The organism is Mesorhizobium sp. 128a (genome assembly GCF_053848025.1).
This window is the reverse complement of the sequence record NZ_JBSPKY010000007.1, coordinates 163,104-180,603: the sequence shown is the minus strand read 5'-3', so window position 1 is coordinate 180,603 and position 17,500 is coordinate 163,104. Positions and strand designations below refer to the sequence as shown.

Annotated in this window: 13 protein-coding genes and 1 tRNA gene; 8 read left to right on the top strand and 6 right to left on the bottom strand. The window is 63.8% G+C overall.

The window, feature by feature from the left end; genetic code table 11:
* The first annotated feature begins 115 nt into the window (after nucleotides 1-115).
* Nucleotides 116-1,471, top strand: coding sequence for a TIGR03808 family TAT-translocated repetitive protein (locus tag ACWTU9_RS14380; RefSeq protein ID WP_455858841.1), 1,356 nt, complete (start codon nucleotides 116-118; stop codon nucleotides 1,469-1,471).
* Here ACWTU9_RS14380 and ACWTU9_RS14375 read toward each other — a convergent pair.
* Together ACWTU9_RS14375 and ACWTU9_RS14370 are read right to left on the bottom strand one after the other, a co-directional pair.
* Nucleotides 1,464-2,468, bottom strand: coding sequence for an asparaginase (locus tag ACWTU9_RS14375; RefSeq protein ID WP_455858840.1), 1,005 nt, complete (start codon nucleotides 2,466-2,468; stop codon nucleotides 1,464-1,466). The genes ACWTU9_RS14380 and ACWTU9_RS14375 overlap by 8 nt on opposite strands.
* 26 nt (nucleotides 2,469-2,494) lie before the next feature.
* A complete protein-coding gene (locus ACWTU9_RS14370; RefSeq protein ID WP_455858839.1) occupies nucleotides 2,495-3,661 on the bottom strand; it encodes an acetyl-CoA acetyltransferase in 1,167 nt (388 codons plus the stop codon).
* Between the two features lie 201 nt (nucleotides 3,662-3,862).
* Here ACWTU9_RS14370 and betI point away from each other — a divergent pair, with 201 nt between their 5' ends.
* Genes betI through betB form a run of 5 tightly spaced genes read left to right on the top strand, consistent with a single transcriptional unit; the run spans nucleotide 3,863 to nucleotide 10,111 of the window.
* A complete protein-coding gene (betI, locus tag ACWTU9_RS14365) occupies nucleotides 3,863-4,447 on the top strand; it encodes a choline-binding transcriptional repressor BetI (protein WP_454573882.1) in 585 nt (194 codons plus the stop codon).
* Nucleotides 4,444-5,973: a choline-sulfatase gene (gene betC / locus ACWTU9_RS14360; protein ID WP_455858838.1), complete on the top strand. Its 1,530-nt coding sequence runs from the start codon at nucleotides 4,444-4,446 to the stop codon at nucleotides 5,971-5,973. Before betI ends, betC begins: the two co-directional genes overlap by 4 nt.
* Nucleotides 5,970-6,968 (top strand): threonine/serine dehydratase, encoded by a 999-nt coding sequence (locus ACWTU9_RS14355; RefSeq protein WP_455858837.1) that lies wholly within the window; start codon nucleotides 5,970-5,972, stop codon nucleotides 6,966-6,968. The genes betC and ACWTU9_RS14355 overlap by 4 nt, the downstream gene beginning before the upstream one ends.
* Entirely contained in the window at nucleotides 6,961-8,613 is a 1,653-nt protein-coding gene (gene betA, locus ACWTU9_RS14350) for a choline dehydrogenase (RefSeq protein WP_455858836.1), read from the top strand. Before ACWTU9_RS14355 ends, betA begins: the two co-directional genes overlap by 8 nt.
* Nucleotides 8,614-8,647: 34 nt before the next feature.
* Nucleotides 8,648-10,111 carry a betaine-aldehyde dehydrogenase gene (betB, locus tag ACWTU9_RS14345; protein WP_455858835.1) on the top strand — a complete coding sequence of 488 codons (1,464 nt, stop codon included), beginning with the start codon at nucleotides 8,648-8,650 and terminating at the stop codon, nucleotides 10,109-10,111.
* Nucleotides 10,112-10,114: 3 nt separating this feature from the next.
* On the opposite strand, the gene ACWTU9_RS14340 is transcribed toward betB, so the two are convergent.
* Together ACWTU9_RS14340 and ACWTU9_RS14335 are read right to left on the bottom strand one after the other, a co-directional pair.
* The gene (locus ACWTU9_RS14340; RefSeq protein WP_455858834.1) at nucleotides 10,115-12,349 is read right to left on the bottom strand and encodes a mannose-1-phosphate guanylyltransferase/mannose-6-phosphate isomerase; all 2,235 of its coding nucleotides are present in this window, start codon (nucleotides 12,347-12,349) and stop codon (nucleotides 10,115-10,117) included.
* A gap of 11 nt (nucleotides 12,350-12,360) precedes the next feature.
* Complete coding sequence (locus tag ACWTU9_RS14335; RefSeq protein ID WP_455858833.1) at nucleotides 12,361-13,881, bottom strand: phosphomannomutase/phosphoglucomutase; 1,521 nt, start codon at nucleotides 13,879-13,881, stop codon at nucleotides 12,361-12,363.
* A gap of 200 nt (nucleotides 13,882-14,081) precedes the next feature.
* Between ACWTU9_RS14335 and ACWTU9_RS14330 the strand changes: the two genes are divergently transcribed.
* Together ACWTU9_RS14330 and ACWTU9_RS14325 are read left to right on the top strand one after the other, a co-directional pair.
* Nucleotides 14,082-14,158 (top strand) — tRNA-Pro (locus ACWTU9_RS14330).
* A gap of 175 nt (nucleotides 14,159-14,333) precedes the next feature.
* Entirely contained in the window at nucleotides 14,334-14,678 is a 345-nt protein-coding gene (locus ACWTU9_RS14325; protein ID WP_455858832.1) for a hypothetical protein, read from the top strand.
* A 42-nt stretch (nucleotides 14,679-14,720) separates the two neighbouring features.
* Here ACWTU9_RS14325 and ACWTU9_RS14320 read toward each other — a convergent pair whose 3' ends face one another.
* Nucleotides 14,721-16,340, bottom strand: coding sequence for an ABC transporter ATP-binding protein (locus tag ACWTU9_RS14320; RefSeq protein ID WP_455858831.1), 1,620 nt, complete (start codon nucleotides 16,338-16,340; stop codon nucleotides 14,721-14,723).
* Nucleotides 16,341-16,357: 17 nt separating this feature from the next.
* Nucleotides 16,358-17,485, bottom strand: a complete 1,128-nt coding sequence (locus ACWTU9_RS14315) for an ABC transporter permease (RefSeq protein ID WP_455858830.1) — start codon at nucleotides 17,483-17,485, stop codon at nucleotides 16,358-16,360.
* Between the last annotated feature and the right edge of the window lie 15 nt (nucleotides 17,486-17,500).

The following is a 17,500-nucleotide window of genomic DNA, read 5'->3' as shown; positions in this document are numbered from 1 at the left end:
GGCGACTGTACAAGCCACTTGCCGAGCCCGGTCATTGGCCGGACTATGGCCGGGCGAACACCGCTGCGGCTGGCACGATTCTGCGGTTAGCCGGGCGATCGCAAGGGATGTGCCGATGTTGAACAGACGAGCGCTGCTGAAGGGAACGGCTGGCTTTGCCATGCTCGGTCTTTCGCTGGGCAAGGCCTCGGCAAAGACGGCAACGCGTGGCTCGATCGACGCCGCCGAGCTTGGCGTGCAGCCGGACGCAGCGGACGACCAGAGCAAGGCCTTCGCCCGGATGCTTGCCGAGGCCAGCGAAGGCAACATGCCGGTGTTCCTGCCGCCCGGAAACTATTTGGTATCCAACCTGACCTTGCCCGCCCGTGTCAGGCTCTCCGGCGTGCCCGGCGCCTCACGCGTTCTCTATGGCGGTGGTGGCCGTCTGCTGATGGCCGAACAGGCCGAGCATATCGAACTCGCAGGGCTGGTCTTCGACGGCGCGAACAGCTGGCTGGCCGATGATGCGCAGGGTCTGCTCGATCTGCGTCGCGTCGCTCATCTCGTCATCGACAATTGTCAGATCACCGGAAGCAGCAAGCACGGGCTGGCGCTCGAGCATGCGGCGGGCCGCGTCGAGCGTTCCGAAATAACGGGGGCACCTGACGCCGGTATTTATTCCGTCGAGGCGGCCGGCCTGGCGATCTCCGACAATATCGTGTCCGACTGCGGCAATGGCGGCATTCTCGTGCATCGCTGGCAACAGGCCGAAGACGGTACCGTCGTCAGCGGCAACCGTGTCCAGCGGATCGCTGCGCGCAGCGGCGGCACGGGCCAGAACGGCAACGGCATCAACGCCTTCCGCGCCGGCAATGTCTCCATTACAGGCAACATCGTCTCCGACTGCGCCTTTTCGGCGATCCGCGCCAACAGCTCCAGCAATCTGCAGGTGACCGGCAACACCTGCTCGCGTTCGGGCGAAACCGCGCTCTATTCCGAATTCTCCTTCGAAGGCGCCATCATCGGCAACAACATCGTCGATGGTGCGGCCAACGGCATTTCGATCGTCAATTTCAACGAGGGCGGCCGCATGGGCGTGTGCTCGAACAACATCGTGCGCAATCTCTCGACCACAGGCCCCTACCCCGCCGATGCGCCGGGCTTCGGCGTCGGTATCAGCGTCGAGGCCGACACCACCGTCTCGGGCAACGTCATCGAGAACGCGCCGCTCTACGGCATGCAGATCGGCTGGGGCGCCTACATGCGCAATGTGGTTGCGACGGGAAACATCATCCGCAAGGCTGGGACCGGCATTGCCGTCACGGTCGTTGAGGGCGCAGGAAATGCCATCATTTCCGATAATGTCATCGACGGTGCCAAGAACGGCGCCATCATCGGTCAGCGCTGGGCCGAACCGGCGACCGGCGACCTCGCGCGGTCAAGCGATACCGGCTATGCGCATCTGATGGTCGAGCGAAACCGCGTCAGCTAAGCGCCGCGGTCGGGCGTAGCGAGCCGACTTTGGCGCCGATGCGGCTTTCGATTGCTGGATTGGTCTGCTCCAGAAGATTTGCCGCCAGCGCCTCGTCGGCGCTGAGAAGTTTTGCCAGCACCGCTGCGATCATGACCTCGGCGGCGCGGCCGGCGCCATCATCGCATTTCAACGCAATGCCGAGGCCAAGCTCCGGAACGGCGGCGCAATAGACGCCCTCGGCGCCGGTCTTTACGAAGATGCGGCCGGGCGCGGCCTGCATCAGCGCGACGTCCGCCTTGCCGGTGCCGGCAACCAGGAAAGGTTCGGCCATGCAGGCTGACAGCAAACGTTTGGCGGCCTTGGCGCGCTCAGGGCCAAAGCCCCTGCCTGTCGCCATGCGGGCAAAGCCCAGCGCGAAGCTTTTCAGAGGCACGGCGTAGGTCGGGATCGAGCAGCCATCGATGGCCCGGTCATTGGCATCGTGGGCAGCGCCGGTCACCGCCTGCATGGCGTCTCGTACCATCTCCTGAAAGGGATGGCCGGCCTTGACGTAGCCCTGGTGGGCCATGCCCGAGTGCACGCAGGTGCAGAGAAAGCCGGAATGCTTGCCGGAGCAATTGTTGTGCAGTGGGTTTGGCGAACCACCGGCGCGGGCCAGTGCAATCTCCGCACCATGGCTGGAAGGCCAATGCGCGCCGCACTCCAGCGCCGATTTGTCGAGGCCGGCCTTGGCCAGCATCGCCTGCGCCAGTTCGACATGCGCCGGCTCGCCCGAATGCGAGGCGCAGGCCAGCGCCAGTTCGCGGTCGCCGAAGCCGTACGCATCGGCAGCACCCGTTTCGACCAAAGGCAGTGCCTGGATCGCCTTGACCGCGGAGCGCGGAAACACCGGGCGCGCCGTATCGCCGATCTCCAGGACCGGCTTGCCGTCACCATCGAAGACCGCGACAGCGCCGCGATGGGCGCTCTCGACGATCGCGCCGCGCAAGACCTCGACCAGAACCGGATTTGTCATGTCACCTCCCGCAAATGCAGGGCGGTTTATCTGATCCGATCGAGAATGGAAACGTAGTTGGCGACGGCAGCGCCGCCCATGTTGAAGATGCCGCCGAGCTTGGCGCCGGGCACCTGGATGCCGCCGGCCTCGCCGGTCAATTGCATGGCGGACAGCACATGCATCGACACGCCGGTGGCGCCGATCGGGTGGCCCTTGGCCTTCAGCCCACCGGATGGATTGACCGGCAGCCGGCCGTCCTTGGCGGTCGTGCCGTCCAGCGCCAGTTTTGCGCCTTCGCCGGGCTTGGCCAGGCCCATCGCCTCATATTCGATCAGTTCGGCAATGGTGAAACAGTCATGCGTCTCGACGAAGGAAAGATCGTCGAGCGTCACGCCGGCCTTCTTCAGCGCCTGGTTCCAGGCCTGCTCGCAGCCCTCGAACGACAGGATGTCGCGCTTCGACATCGGCAGGAAATCCTGGACGTGTTCGTTGGCGCGGAAGGCGACGGCGCGGCGCATCTTCAGCGCCGTCGACGTGTCGGCCAGCACGAGGGCAGCGGCACCATCGGAGACCAGCGAGCAGTCTGTGCGCTTGAGCGGACCGGCGACGAAGGGATTCTTCTCGCTCTCCTGACGACAGAATTCATAACCGAAATCCTTGCGCATCTGCGCATAGGGATTGTCGACGCCGTTCTTGTGGTTCTTGGCGGCAATCATGGCCAACGCATCCGACTGGTCGCCATAGCGCTGGAAATAGGCCTGCGCGATCTTGCCGAAGACCCCGGCGAAACCGGCAGGGGTGTCGCCCTCCTCCGGCAAATAGGACGCCTTGAGCAGGTTCTTGCCGATCTCGGGACCGGGCGTCGTCGTCATCTGCTCGGCACCGACCACCAGCACGATGCGCGCTGCATTGGCATCGATGGCGCGGATGCCTTGGCGGACCGCGGCAGAGCCGGTGGCGCAGGCATTCTCGACGCGGGTCGCCGGCTTGAAGCGCAGCCGGTCGTCGGCCTGCAGCACCAGGCTGGCGGTGAAATCCTGCGGGGAAAAGCCGGCGTTGAAGTGGCCGAGGACGATCTCGTCGACCTCATCCGGGCCGATGCCGGCATGGTCCAGCGCGTCGACCGCGACCTTGGTGATCAGCCCTTCCAGCGTCTCGCCTTCGAGCTTGCCGAAGCGCGAATGCGCCCAGCCAACGATGCATGCGGTCATGGCGGTCTCCATCCTTGGCGCCAGCCTAACATGGGCTCATATGGCGCACTTCGCCTTTATTGTTCAAATATAAACAATCCCGCCCTCGTCGAAAAGGGCCGCAAGCCGACAATCGCTTGGTGCAGGCTGCAATCGAGTCGATTTTTTGTTGATTGACGGATCAATAAAAAATAATCTGCGGGCAAGGAGCCGGGAACAACAATGCCGAAAGTCGGAATGGAGCCGTTGCGCCGCAAGGCGCTCATCGACGCGACGATCTCGGCGATCGGTGAGCGCGGCTCGCTTGACGTGACCATGTCGGAAATCGCCGGCCGCGCCGGCGTGTCGTCGGCATTGGCGCACCACTATTTCGGCGCCAAGGACGAACTGCTGTTGGCGACGATGCGGCACATACTGGCCGAACTGACGATCGACATGCGGCGCGCGCTGCAATCGGCCGGTTCGCCGCGCGAACGCGTTTCGGCCGTTGTGGCCGTCAACTTCTCCGACATCCAGTTCCGGCCGGAAACCATCGCTGCCTGGCTCGCCTTCTATGTCGAGGCGCAGAAATCATCGGCCTTGCGCCGGCTGCTCAGGGTCTATGCGAGGCGGCTGCATTCCAACCTGATGAGCGGGCTGACCGGCATCCTGGCCAGGCACGAAGCCGACCGCGCGGCGGAAGCAACCGCAGCGTTGATCGACGGCCTCTACATCAGGCGCGCGCTGAAGGACGGCGTGCCGGACGCAGCCACCGCGATCGCGCTGGTCGAGGATTATCTGGAAACCAAACTCGGCGGGCGACAGTGACTGGCAAGCGACCCAACATACTGATCGTCATGGTCGATCAGCTCAACGGCACCTTGTTTCCCGATGGGCCGGCGGACTTTTTGCACGCGCCGCATCTGAAGGCACTGGCAGCGCGTTCGGCACGCTTTGCCAACAACTACACCGCGTCGCCGCTCTGCGCGCCGGGCCGCGCTTCGTTCATGAGCGGTCAGTTGCCGTCGCGCACCGGGGTCTATGACAATGCCGCCGAATTCATCTCCTCGATCCCGACCTTCGCCCACCATCTGCGCGCCGCCGGCTACTACACCTGCCTGTCGGGCAAGATGCATTTCGTCGGGCCGGACCAGATGCATGGTTTCGAGGAGCGGCTGACGACAGATATCTATCCTGCCGATTTCGGCTGGACGCCGGATTATCGCAAGCCCGGCGAGCGCATCGAATGGTGGTACCACAATCTGGGTTCGGTGACAGGAGCGGGCATCGCCGAGACGACCAACCAGATGGAATATGACGACGAGGTCGTGTTCCTGGCGACGCAGAAGCTGTACCAGCTTTCGCGCGATCAGGACGACGCGGAACACCGGCCCTGGTGCCTGACAGTTTCGCTGTCGCATCCGCACGATCCCTATGTGGCGCGCAAGCAGTACTGGGACCTCTACGAGCACTGCCAGGCGCTGGATCCGGAAACCGGGTTCATCGCGCATGACGACCAGGACGCGCATTCGCAGCGGCTCTACCATGCCAGCGACTATCCGTCCTTCGAGATCACCCCGGAGCAGGCCCGTCGCTCGCGACGCGGCTATTTCGCCAACATCTCCTATGTCGACGACAAGCTCGGCGAGCTTCTGGACGTACTGAAGCGGACACGCATGTCCGACGACACAACCATCCTGTTCTGCTCGGATCACGGCGACATGCTGGGCGAGCGCGGCCTCTGGTTCAAGATGAGCTTCTTCGAGGGTTCGGCCCGCGTGCCGCTGATGATCGCCGGCAAGGGCGTTCCGGCCGGGGTGATCGAGGCGCCGGTCTCCAATCTCGACGTCACGCCGACGCTATGCGATCTCGCCGGCATCGACATGAGCGCGATCGCGCCATGGACCGACGGCCAGTCGCTGCTGCCGCTCACCAAGGGCGCGCAGCGCACCGCACCTGTGCTGCTGGAGTATGCCGCGGAAGGCTCCTACGCGCCGCTGGTCGCGATCCGCGACGGCCGCTACAAATTCATCCATTGCGAGCTCGACCCGCCGCAACTGTTCGACCTCGAAGCCGATCCGCTCGAGCGCGTCAATCTCGCCGCCGATCCGGCGCATGGCGAGCTTGTGGCTGCTTTCACGAGAACGGTCCGGGCGCGCTGGGACATGGCGGGTTTCGACGCGGCCGTGCGTGAGAGCCAGGCGCGCCGCTGGGTTGTCTACCCCGCGCTACGCAACGGCGCCTACTACCCCTGGGATTTCCAGCCCCTGCAAAAGGCCTCTGAGCGCTACATGCGCAACCACATGAACCTCGACAATCTCGAGGAAAGCAAACGGTATCCGCGAGGCGAATGATGACCATTCTTGTCCCTTCCCTCGATCACCTCAAGCAGGCCTATGCGGTCACCTCGCAGGCGACGCAGATCACGCCTTTGCTGGAATCGGCGGCACTCGCCAAGGAGACGGGTGCGGCGCGCGTTTTCATCAAACCGGAATCGCTGCAATGGGCCGGCTCGTTCAAAGTGCGCGGCGCCTATTGGCGGCTGAAGCGTCTGTCACCGGATGAAGCGAAGAAAGGCGTCGTCGCCTATTCCTCGGGCAATTTCGCGCAAGGGCTGGCGGCCGCGGGCCAGGCGCTCGGCATTCCCGTCACCATCGTCATGCCGATCGACGCGCCGGCCGCCAAGCGCGATGCCACTGCTGGCTATGGCGCGCGCGTTGTGCTGACCGATCATGGCGATCGCGCCCGTGAAGAGGTCGCTGCCGCCAAGGCGCGCGAGATCGCCGAGACAGAAGGGCTGGCTTTGCTGCATCCATTCGACGATCCTGAGATCGTTGCCGGCCAGGCCGGCGCCGGGCTCGAAGCGCTCGAGCAACTCGAGGCGAAGGGTGCCAGCGCTGACCTGTTGTTTTGCTCGGTCGGCGGCGGTGGGCTGATCGGCGGCGTGTCGCTCGCCTTCCACTATCTGTCACCGGGAACCGAAGTCATCGGCGTCGAGCCGGAAGGGTTCAACGGCATGGGTTCATCGCTGGCGCATGGCACCATCGAGACCATGCCAATCGCGCCGAAGTCGATCTGCGACGGGCTGATGTCGCGGCGGCCGGGCGATGCGCCCTTCGCGGCGGTCAAGGCCGCCGGCGTGCGCGGCATCACTGTCGACGACGCCTCGGTCCGGCGCGCCATGAAGATCGCTTTCGAGCGGATGAAGCTGGTGCTGGAGCCGTCAGGCGCGGCGTCGCTGGCGGCACTGCTCGACGGCACGGTGGATGTGGCGGGTAAAACCGTCCTGGTTGTGGCTACCGGCGGCAATGTCTCGCTCGCCGATTTCATGGCGCATATGAATGCTTGAAGCAGATTTCGTCATCATCGGCTCCGGCTCCGCCGGCTCGGCCATGGCCTACCGGCTGTCGGAAGACGGCAAGCATTCGGTGATCGTCATCGAGTTCGGCGGCACCGATATCGGGCCGCTGATCCAGATGCCATCGGCGCTGTCCATCCCGCTCAACATGAGCCTCTACGACTGGGGCTTTGCCAGCGAGCCGGAGCCGCATCTCGGCGGCCGCGTGCTGGCAACGCCGCGCGGCAAGGTGATCGGCGGCTCGTCCTCGATCAACGGCATGGTCTATGTCAGGGGCCACGCCCGCGACTTCGACCATTGGGCCGAAGAGGGCGCGACCGGCTGGGGTTTTGCCGACGTGCTGCCCTACTTCAAGCGGATGGAGGACAATGACGGCGGCGAGGAAGGCTGGCGCGGCCATGGCGGCCCGCTGCATGTCCAGCGCGGCTCGCGCCGCAATCCGCTCTACGGCGCCTTCGTCGAGGCCGGCCGACAGGCCGGGTTCGAACTGACCGATGACTATAATGGTTCGAAGCAGGAAGGTTTCGGGCCGATGGAGCAGACCATCCGTGGCGGCCGCCGCTGGTCGGCGGCATCGGCCTATCTGAAGCCGGCTCTCAAACGGCAAAATGTCAGCGTGGTCAAAGGCTTCGCGCGCCGCGTGATCATCGAGAATCAACGCGCCGTCGGCGTCGAGATCGAAGCTCACAAACAGATTCAAGTCGTTAAGGCACGGCGTGAGGTGATTGTCGCAGCGTCGTCGATCAATTCGCCCAAGATCCTGATGCTGTCCGGCATCGGCCCGGCCGCGCATCTCGCCGAAAACGGGATCGAGGTGATTGCCGACCGCCCCGGTGTCGGCCGCAATCTGCAGGATCATATGGAGCTCTATATCCAGCAGGAATCGACACAGCCGATCACGCTGAACTCGGTGCTCAACCCCTTCTCCAAGGCGCTGATCGGAGCGCAATGGCTGTTCTTAAAGACCGGCCTCGGCGCCACCAACCATTTCGAGGCGGCGGCCTTCGTGCGCTCTCAAGCCGGCGTCGACTACCCCGATATCCAGTACCATTTCATCCCGGCGGCGGTGCGCTATGACGGCAAGGCGGCGGCGAAGTCACATGGCTTCCAGGCGCATGTCGGGCCGATGCGCTCGAAGTCGCGCGGCTCGGTGACGCTGCGCTCGCCCGACCCGAAAGCGACGCCGGTGATCCGCTTCAATTATATGTCGCATCCAGACGACTGGACCGAGTTCCGCCACTGCATCAGGCTGACCCGGGAAATCTTCGGCCAGAAGGCTTTCGACAGCTTTCGCGGCAAGGAGATATCGCCGGGTTCGCACGTCCAGTCGGACGAGGATCTCGACGCCTTCATCCGGGATCATGCCGAAAGCGCGTACCACCCTTGCGGCACATGCAAGATGGGCCGTGCCGACGACCTGATGAACGTCGTCGATCCGGAATGCCGCGTCATCGGCGTCGAGGGCTTGCGTGTCGCGGACTCCTCGATCTTCCCGCGCGTCACCAACGGCAACCTGAACGCGCCGTCGATCATGACCGGCGAGAAGGCATCCGACCACATTCTCGGCCGCACGCCGCTGGCGCCGTCCAACCTGGAACCCTGGATCAATCCACGCTGGCAGGTCGCCGATCGATAGGGCATTGTCCAGCGAAGATCATTGGAGAATTCATATGCGCGCCCAGCCAACGGCATCGCACTATGTCAACGGCCGCTACATCGAGGACGAAGGCGGCGCGCCGCTGCCGGTGATCTATCCGGCGACCGGTGAGATCATTGCCACGCTGCATTCGGCGACGCCGAATGTGCTGGAGTTGGCGATCGAAGCCGCACGCGCGGCGCAGCCCGCCTGGGCGCGGATGAAGCCGGTGGAGCGCGGCCGCATTCTGCGCCGCGCCGCCGACATTCTGCGCGCCCGCAACGCCGACCTCGCCCGCATCGAGACACTCGATACCGGCAAGGCGATCCAGGAAACGCTGGTAGCAGATGCGCCCTCGGCCGCCGACTGCCTTGAATATTTCGGCGGTGCGGTCGCAGCCTTCAATGGTGAGGCCATCGATCTCGGCGGACCCTTTGCCTATACGAGGCGTGAGGCGCTCGGTGTGTGCGTCGGCATCGGCGCCTGGAACTATCCGATCCAGATCGCCGGCTGGAAATCCGCGCCCGCGCTCGCCATGGGCAATGCAATGGTGTTCAAGCCGTCGGAGAATACCCCGCTGTCGGCGCTGGCGCTGGCCGAAATCTACTCGGAAGCCGGCCTGCCCGACGGGCTGTTCAACGTTGTGCAGGGCTATGGCGATGTCGGCGCCGGCCTGGTCGGCCATGATGTCGTTGCAAAAGTCTCGGTGACCGGCTCGGTGCCGACCGGCCGCAAGGTGCTGTCGCTTGCCGGCTCGAAGATGAAGCACGCCACGATGGAACTCGGCGGCAAGTCGCCGCTGATCGTCTTCGATGATGCGGATCTCGAAAACGCCATTGGCGGCGCCATGCTCGGCAATTTCTATTCCACGGGCCAGATATGTTCCAACGGCACGCGCGTCTTCGTGCAGAGCGGCATCCATGACCGTTTCGTCGACCGGCTGGTCGAACGCACGAAAAAGATCCGCATCGGCGATCCGCTCGATCCGGAGACGCAGATGGGACCGTTGGTGAACAAGGCGCAGCAGGAGAAGGTCGTTTCCTACATCAAGGCCGGCCAGCAGGATGGCGCGACGCTCGCCTGCGGTGGCAACGTGCCGGCGCTGCAGGGTTTCGATCGCGGCTTCTTCGTCGAGCCGACGGTGTTCACCGGTGTCACCGACACCATGCGCATTGCGCGTGAGGAGATTTTCGGCCCGGTGATGAGCGTGCTGAAGTTCGACGGCGAGGACGAGGTGATCGACCGCGCCAACGACACCGAGTTCGGCCTCGCCGCCGGCGTCTTCACCCGCGATCTGCAGCGCGCCCATCGGGTGATCGCCGAGTTGCAGGCCGGCACATGCTGGATCAATGCCTACAATCTGACGCCGGTGGAAATTCCGTTCGGCGGCGTCAAGCAGTCCGGCATCGGGCGCGAGAATTCACTCGCCGCGATGTCGCTCTATTCGCAGCTGAAGGCGGTGTATGTGGAGACGGGGGATGTGGCGAGCCCGTATTAGGGCTCACCCCTCCGCCGTCCCATCCAGATACTGCGTCAGCGCACAGACCAGGTGGTAGAAAATGCTGGCCGGCACATCGGATGCCAATGAGCGGCCGCGTTCGTCGATGCGGTCGATCCACAGGCCGAGCGGCGCTGGGTCGATGTGCCAGCGGAACAGGCGGCCGACGCGAGCCTCGATCTCCGGTTTGAGGTCGGGGCCGCCAGAACCATCCAGCGCTATCGCCGCCTTGATGGCTTCGGCCTGTGGCCAGCTGCGCGACACGAGGTCGAGCGGCATGCCTTGCCGGGAGACCGCGCCATAAGCGAGGCCGGTGGCGCGGTTGAGGCCGTTGGCGATGGCCGATGCATAGAGTTTTCGGGCAAAATTGCTCAACTCGCTCTGGCCGCTGCGGGCGGCAAAATCCGTAAGCAGCGAGGCCCATTCGAAATGATGGCCGGGCTCGGTCCATGTGCCCCTCTCGCCGGCGGCCGGCTTCCATCCGGAGTCGAAAAATTCGCCCAGCGTCCAGCTCTCGGCATCGAAGAAATGGCTGCGGAAGAGGTCGATGATGCGCGCCGCGCGGCGCAGATAGGTACGGTCGCCGGTCGCCTCGTACCAGGCCAGGAAGGCCTCGAGCAGATGCATATGCGGGTTGGAGTGCCGTTCGCCCTCGCCGTCGGGCGTTTCGAGAAACCCGGTCATGCGGCTGTCCTCGAGATGTGTATCGAGGAACGAGAAGGTTTCCTCACCCAGCCGCAGCGCATCCGGGTGGCCGCTGATATGCGCATGCGCCAGTGCCAAGAGCACGCAGGAATGGTCGTAGGCATCCTCGGTGGCGTCGGCGACGGAGCCGTCGACATTGAGCGTGCGCACCCAGCCACCGCGATCGGTGCGGCCCTTGCCGGCCATGAAGGCAATGCCATGGCTAATCAGGCGGTCGGCCGGACCATCCCAACCACGCGCCTTGGCTACGGCGAAGGCATAGACCTGTCTGGCGGTGGTGCGCATGCGCTTGGGCTTCAAAAGCGGATTGCCGTCGAAACCCAGCGCCTCATGAAAACCGCCGTGGCGTTCATCGACGCCAACCGTCGACCAGAGAGGCAAGGTCTCCTCGAACAGCCAGTGATGCACACGCCGCCGCCAGGCGCCGCTTTCGATCACGCGGTCATGCGCAGGCGTGAACCTGGTTTCCAGCCGGCCCGATTTCTCCAGCTGCTCGACGATCTTCTTCACGTGCTGGCTATGGCTGACGGGAGCGACAAAGGTGGCGTCCGCCGTCGAGACGATGGCAACGTCCTTCATGCCGATCGCCGACAACAGCCGTCCGTCGCTTCTGATGTAGGAGTTCTCGCAGTCGATAGCGACGACATCGCCGACGACGACATTGCCCTTGGCGTCGGCAGGGCCGACATCGAGCAGCGACTGCCACGAGCCGAGATCGTTCCAGCGGAAGCCGGCCGGCACCATGGCGATGTCTTTTGCCCGCTCCATGATGGCGTAGTCGATCGAGTTCGACGGAATAGCGGCGTAAAGGTCCAGCGGCATATAGAGGCCGGACAGATCCGATGTCGCCGCCTTGTAGGCCGCTTCGGTGGCCTGCCAGATATCGGGCTGGAACGCCGCGAAGGCATCGCGCATGGCGCCGGCGCGAAACAGGAAGATGCCGGTGTTCCAGTAGAAGGTGCCAGACTTGAGGTAGCTCTGCGCGGTGGCCAGGTCGGGCTTCTCGACGAAGCGCGAGACGTCGAAGACGCCGTCGCCTTCGGCGGCAACCTCGATATAGCCGTAGCCGGTCTCGGGCTGCGTCGGCCTGATGCCGAACACCACCAGCCGCCCGGCAAGCGCTGCCGCCGCGCCTATCTCGACGCTCTGCCAGAACTGTTTCGGTGTGGCGATTTCATGGTCGGACGGCACCACCAGAACCAGGCTGTCGCCGAACTCCGACAATGTGCGCAGCGCAGCCAAGGCAACAGCGGCGGCGGTGTTGCGGCCGGTCGGCTCGAACAACGGACCGCCGCCTGAGAGGTCAAGACCGGCAAGGTCGGCATGGACGCGCTCGGCATGGCGCTCGGCGGCGATCAGGAAGATCGGCGTCTCACCTTCCGGCCGCGCCGTCAGCCGACGCAAGGTCTTGGCCAGCATCGAGCCGTCGCCGGAAAGATCGTGGAACTGCTTTGGATTGTCCTCGCGCGACAGCGGCCAGAGCCGCGAGCCGACACCGCCACTCATGACAAAACTGACAATGCGCTCGGACATGAAGGGCCCAATCAAAAGGTCTGGTTATAGGCGCCGACTTCAGGATTGCGGCGCAGCACGGCGTCGACGGCCTCGAACATCTGGCGGCGGCGGGCCGACGATACCGGGCTTTCGACAACCACGACAAGCTCCGGCTTGTTCGATGACGCCCGCACCAGGCCCCAGGTGCCGTCCTCGGCCACGACACGCACGCCGTTGACGGTGATCAACTCTGATATCTTCTGGCCGGCAAGGCTGGCGCCTTCTCGCTGCATTGCCTGGAAGTCCGCCACCACGCGTTCGACCACGCCGTATTTCACCTCGTCGGCGCAATGCGGCGACATGGTCGGCGTGCCATAGGTCAGCGGCAGTGCGCGATAGAGGTCGGCCATCGAGTTCTTTGGGTTGCGGTCGAGCATCTCACAAATGGCGATCGCGGTGATAAGGCCATCATCGTAGCCGCGGCCGATCGGCGGGTTGAAGAAGAAATGGCCTGATTTCTCGAAGCCGGCGACAGCGCCGAGCTCGGCAACGCGGCGCTTGATGTAGGAATGGCCGGTCTTCCAGTAATCGGTGACGGCGCCATTGTCCCTGAGCACGCTATCGGTGTTGAACAGGCCGGTCGATTTGACGTCGACGACAAAGGTCGAACCGGGATGCTGGCTGGAAATGTCGCGCGCCAGCATGACGCCGACCTTGTCGGCGAATATTTCGTTGCCCTCGTTGTCGACCACGCCACAGCGGTCGCCGTCACCGTCGAAGCCCAGCCCGACATCGGCGCCGGTCTCCAGAACCTTGTCCCTGATGGCGTGCAGCATCTGCATGTCCTCGGGGTTCGGGTTGTAGCGCGGAAAAGTGTGGTCGAGCTCGACGTCAAGTGGGATCACCTCGCAGCCGATGCGCTCCAGCACCTGCGGCGCAAAGGCACCGGCGGTGCCATTGCCGCATGCGGCCACAACCCTGAGCTTGCGCGCGATGTGCTTGCCGCCGACGAGATCGTCGAGATAAGTCTCGCGAAAACCGGAGACGAAATCGTAGGACCCGCCGCCGGCAAGATCGAAATCGCCCGACAGCACGATCTGTTTCAATGCGCTCATTTCCTCCGGCCCGAAGGTCAGCGGCCGCGCCGCGCCCATTTTGACCCCGGTCCAGCCATTTTCATTGTGAGACGCCGTGACCATGGCGACGGACGGTGTGTCGAGGGCGAACTGGGCAAAATAAGCCATCGGCGACAGCGCCAGGCCGATGTCTTTCACCCTGGCGCCCGCAGCCATCAGGCCGGAGACCAACGCCAGCTTGATGCCGAGCGAATAGGCGCGGAAATCGTGGCCGGTAACGATGTCTGGTCCCGCACCAAGACGGCGAATCAACGTGCCCAGCCCCATGCCGAGTGCCTGGACGCCGATCAGGTTCAGCTCCGGCGGCTGCGTGGAGCCGGGGTGACCGAACCACCAGCGCGCATCATACTCGCGAAATCCGGACGCCTTGATCAGCGCTGCGATTTCGAATTCGAAGCTGTTGGGCCGGGCGTCGCCTACGATTTTCAAGGGCAAAACAGCAGAGCTCCAGATGGCGAAAACACGATTTTATCGAGGCTGCCACTTAGCACACAAGGCTTTAAGCCGGGTTTATCCCGGCGGGAAATCCGAGCTTTGCGGCAACGCCCGACGAAAGCGAGGGAAATGCGACAGAAGCGCTGCCATTGCCGCTTGCAGGAACGGGATGCGGCAGCTATAAGCCCGCGGTCTGGTCACGGAGTGTAGCGCAGCCTGGTAGCGCACCTCGTTCGGGACGAGGGGGTCGCAGGTTCAAATCCTGCCACTCCGACCAGAAAAAACAGACACTTAGGTGTCCGTTCCTCCCGACATTCCACAAAATACCTTAAAGCCAAACCGGCCGCATCGGCGTCGAGTGTCGGCATGGTATTTTGACGAGACAAGCATCTGCGCTACCTCGATAATAGGGCAACCGCCGAGACAGCGGCCCGGAACGAGGTTTGCGGAAGATGAAATTGTTGATTTCAAGCGCGGGCCGGCTGTCAGCGCTGCTTGCCCTGTCGCTGGCGGCAGGCTGCTCGTCGCTGGGCGGCACGGTCAACCCGGCGAAATACGACAGCATGTCCTGCGCCGAACTCAACAATGCCGTGGGCGATATCGCGCGCGACATCTCGCAGACCGCCATCACCCGCGGCAAGGTCGCCAACACCAGCGTGCCGAACTGGCTGCTCGGCGGCGCACGTGTGAAGACCGCTGTGGCCAACCGAGAGACGGCCAGGATCGAAAGGCTGAAGCAGCAAGAAGATGCGCTCGTCGAGGCAAGAGCCAACAGATGCCCCAGGTCAGCGGGCTAAGCGAACTAGGCCCTGCCCTGACGATCTGCTTCCCGTCACGTCTCAAGCACTCAACCGGAACCGCGTGACATCGATCGCAGCGTTCATCAGCGTCTGCGTATAGGCGGCCTGCGGGTTGCTGAAGATCTCTTCGGTCGGCCCTTCCTCGACGATCTTGCCTTGCTTCATGACGATGATGTAGTCGGCCATGGCACGCACGACCGCAAGGTCGTGGCTGATGAAGAGGTAGGACAGCTCGTGGTCGGCCTGCAGCTTGCGCAGCAATTCGACGATCTGTTTCTGCACCGACCGGTCGAGCGCCGAGGTCGGCTCGTCCAGCACCACCAGTTTGGGCTTCAGAATCATGGCCCGCGCGATGGCGATGCGCTGGCGCTGGCCGCCGGAGAATTCGTGCGGGTAGCGGTTGCGTGCGTTGGGATCGAGGCCGACCTCGAGCAAGGCCTCGACCGCGCGTTGATCGCGTTGCTTGCCGGACAGATTCGGCTCATGCACCAAAAGCCCTTCGGTGATGACCTGGCCGACGGTCATGCGCGGCGACAGCGAGCCGAACGGATCCTGGAAGACGAGTTGCATCTCGCGCCGCAGCGGCCGCATGGCCTGGCGGTCGGCGGTGGAAATGTCGCGATCCCCGAAGCGGATGACGCCATCGCTCGGCAGCAGCCGGAGCAGCGCGCGGCCGAGGGTCGATTTTCCCGAACCGGATTCACCGACGATGCCGATGGTCTGGTTGCGCTTCAGCCTGATCGAAATGTGGTCGACGGCGCGTAGCAGTAGCGGCTCGCCGGCGAGGAAGCCGCCGCCGATCTTGAAGGTCACTTCGACATTCCTGCCTTCGAGCAGCACCGGCGCATTGGCTGGCGGCGGCGCCTTGGTGCCGGTCGGTTCGGCGGCAAGAAGCATTTTCGTATAGGCATGCTGCGGATTGGCGAACAGCACTTCCGCCTCGCCCTCCTCGACCACTTCGCCATAGCGCATGACATAGACGCGGTCGGCGAAGCGCCGGACGATGCCGAGATCGTGAGTGATGAAGACGATGGCCATGCCGAGCTTGCGCTGCAGTTCGGCGAGCAGCGTCAGGATCTGTGCCTGGATGGTGACGTCGAGCGCCGTCGTCGGCTCGTCGGCGATCAGAATGTCTGGGTCGTTGGCCAGCGCCATGGCGATCATGACGCGCTGGCGCTGGCCGCCCGACATTTCGTGCGGATAGGATTTCATCCGCCGCTCGGGATCGGGAATATGCACCAGCCGCAAGAGCTTGAGCGCCTCTTCGCGCGCCTCGGCCGCGTTCAGCCCGCGATGCTTCCGGATCGGTTCCATCAGCTGGTTGCCGATCGAATAGAGCGGATCCAGCGAGGTCATGGGCTCCTGGAAGATCATGCTGATCTTGGCACCTCGCACCTTGTTGAGGTCAGACTTGCTCAGCGTCAACAGGTTGCGGCCGCGATAATCGACGTGACCTGTCGCCTCGCCGTTGGACGCCAGCAGGCTCATCGCCGCCATCATCGTCTGGCTCTTGCCGGAACCGGATTCCCCGACCACGGCAACGGTTTCGCCCGCCTTGACGTGAATGTTGATGCCCTTGACGGCTTCAACCGCGCCGTCGAGCGTGCGGAAGCGGACGCGGAGGTCCTTGACGCTGAGGATCGTCTCGGGAGTTCCCATCTCAACGGTTCCCATCTTTATCGATCTCTCGGGTCGAGCGCGTCGCGCAGGCCGTCGCCGACGAAATTCAGCGCAAACAGCGTCGAGACGAGGAAGAAGGCGGGAAACAGGAGCAGCCAGTTGGCGGTGCCGATGTTCTTGGCGCCGACCGATATCAGCACGCCCCAGCTGGTCATCGGCTCCTGCACGCCAAGGCCGAGGAATGACAGGAAGCTTTCCAGGATGATGACCTGCGGCACCAGCAGCGTCATGTAGATCACCACCGGTCCGAGCAGATTGGGGATGACATGGCGGATCAGGATGCCGCGCTGGCCGACGCCCATGGCTTCGGCCGCCTGGACATATTCCTGGCGGCGTATCGACAGCGCCTGGCCGCGCACGATGCGCGCCATGTCGAGCCACAGCACCGCCCCGACCGCTAAAAACATGAGCACGAAGTTGCGGCCGAAGAACACCACCAGCATGATGACGAAGAAGATGAAGGGCAGCGAATAAAGCACATCGACGATGCGCATCATCACCTCGTCGATCTTGCCGCCGGAAAAGCCGGCTGCCGCTCCGTAGAGGACGCCGATCACCACGGCGACAATGCCGGCAAGCAGGCCGATGGCCAGTGAAATGCGACCTGCCATCAGCGTGCGGGACAACAGATCGCGGCCGGTGTTGTCGGTGCCGAACAGGAAATATTGCTGCTTGACCGACGCGCTCATCGTCACTTCGAGACCGTCGGGCGACTTGCTCTCTATCCTGGTGTCGTCGAAGGCATCGGAGCGGTCGAGATAGCGGATGTTGCGCTCGTCGATCGGCTTGGTCGAGGTAATGGTGACGGTGACGCGATTGCCGTCCTGTTTCCACTCCTTGATGTCGACGCGCATGCGCTTGATCGCATCCGTCAGCGCTGTCTCGATCATGTCGGCCTTGGGATAGGCTGAGAAGCTTGGCGGCGTGCGCACGTAGTCGGCATAGATGGTGGTGTATTGATGCGGCACAAACCAGGGCCCGAATATGCTGATGACGCCGATGAACGCCAGATAATAGAGGCTGAACATGGCGGCGCGGTTGGCTTTGAGCCGCGCCCATGCATCGCCCCAGAGCGAGCGGCCGACGACGGCCGGCGGCGCAGCGGCGGCTGTGATGTCAGTCATAGCGCACCCTTAGTC

Bases quoted from the DNA above. Each gene is read 5' to 3' on its own strand.
- betI (WP_454573882.1), top strand. From the start codon at position 3,863: ATGCCGAAAGTCGGAATGGAGCCGTTGCGCCGCAAGGCGCTCATCGAC.
- ACWTU9_RS14340 (WP_455858834.1), bottom strand. From the start codon at position 12,349: ATGTCCGAGCGCATTGTCAGTTTTGTCATGAGTGGCGGTGTCGGCTCG.
- betB (WP_455858835.1), top strand. From the start codon at position 8,648: ATGCGCGCCCAGCCAACGGCATCGCACTATGTCAACGGCCGCTACATC.
- ACWTU9_RS14315 (WP_455858830.1), bottom strand. From the start codon at position 17,485: ATGACTGACATCACAGCCGCCGCTGCGCCGCCGGCCGTCGTCGGCCGC.
- ACWTU9_RS14370 (WP_455858839.1), bottom strand. From the start codon at position 3,661: ATGACCGCATGCATCGTTGGCTGGGCGCATTCGCGCTTCGGCAAGCTC.
- ACWTU9_RS14320 (WP_455858831.1), bottom strand. From the start codon at position 16,340: ATGGGAACTCCCGAGACGATCCTCAGCGTCAAGGACCTCCGCGTCCGC.
- ACWTU9_RS14380 (WP_455858841.1), top strand. From the start codon at position 116: ATGTTGAACAGACGAGCGCTGCTGAAGGGAACGGCTGGCTTTGCCATG.
- ACWTU9_RS14325 (WP_455858832.1), top strand. From the start codon at position 14,334: ATGAAATTGTTGATTTCAAGCGCGGGCCGGCTGTCAGCGCTGCTTGCC.
- betA (WP_455858836.1), top strand. From the start codon at position 6,961: ATGCTTGAAGCAGATTTCGTCATCATCGGCTCCGGCTCCGCCGGCTCG.
- ACWTU9_RS14375 (WP_455858840.1), bottom strand. From the start codon at position 2,468: ATGACAAATCCGGTTCTGGTCGAGGTCTTGCGCGGCGCGATCGTCGAG.
- ACWTU9_RS14355 (WP_455858837.1), top strand. From the start codon at position 5,970: ATGATGACCATTCTTGTCCCTTCCCTCGATCACCTCAAGCAGGCCTAT.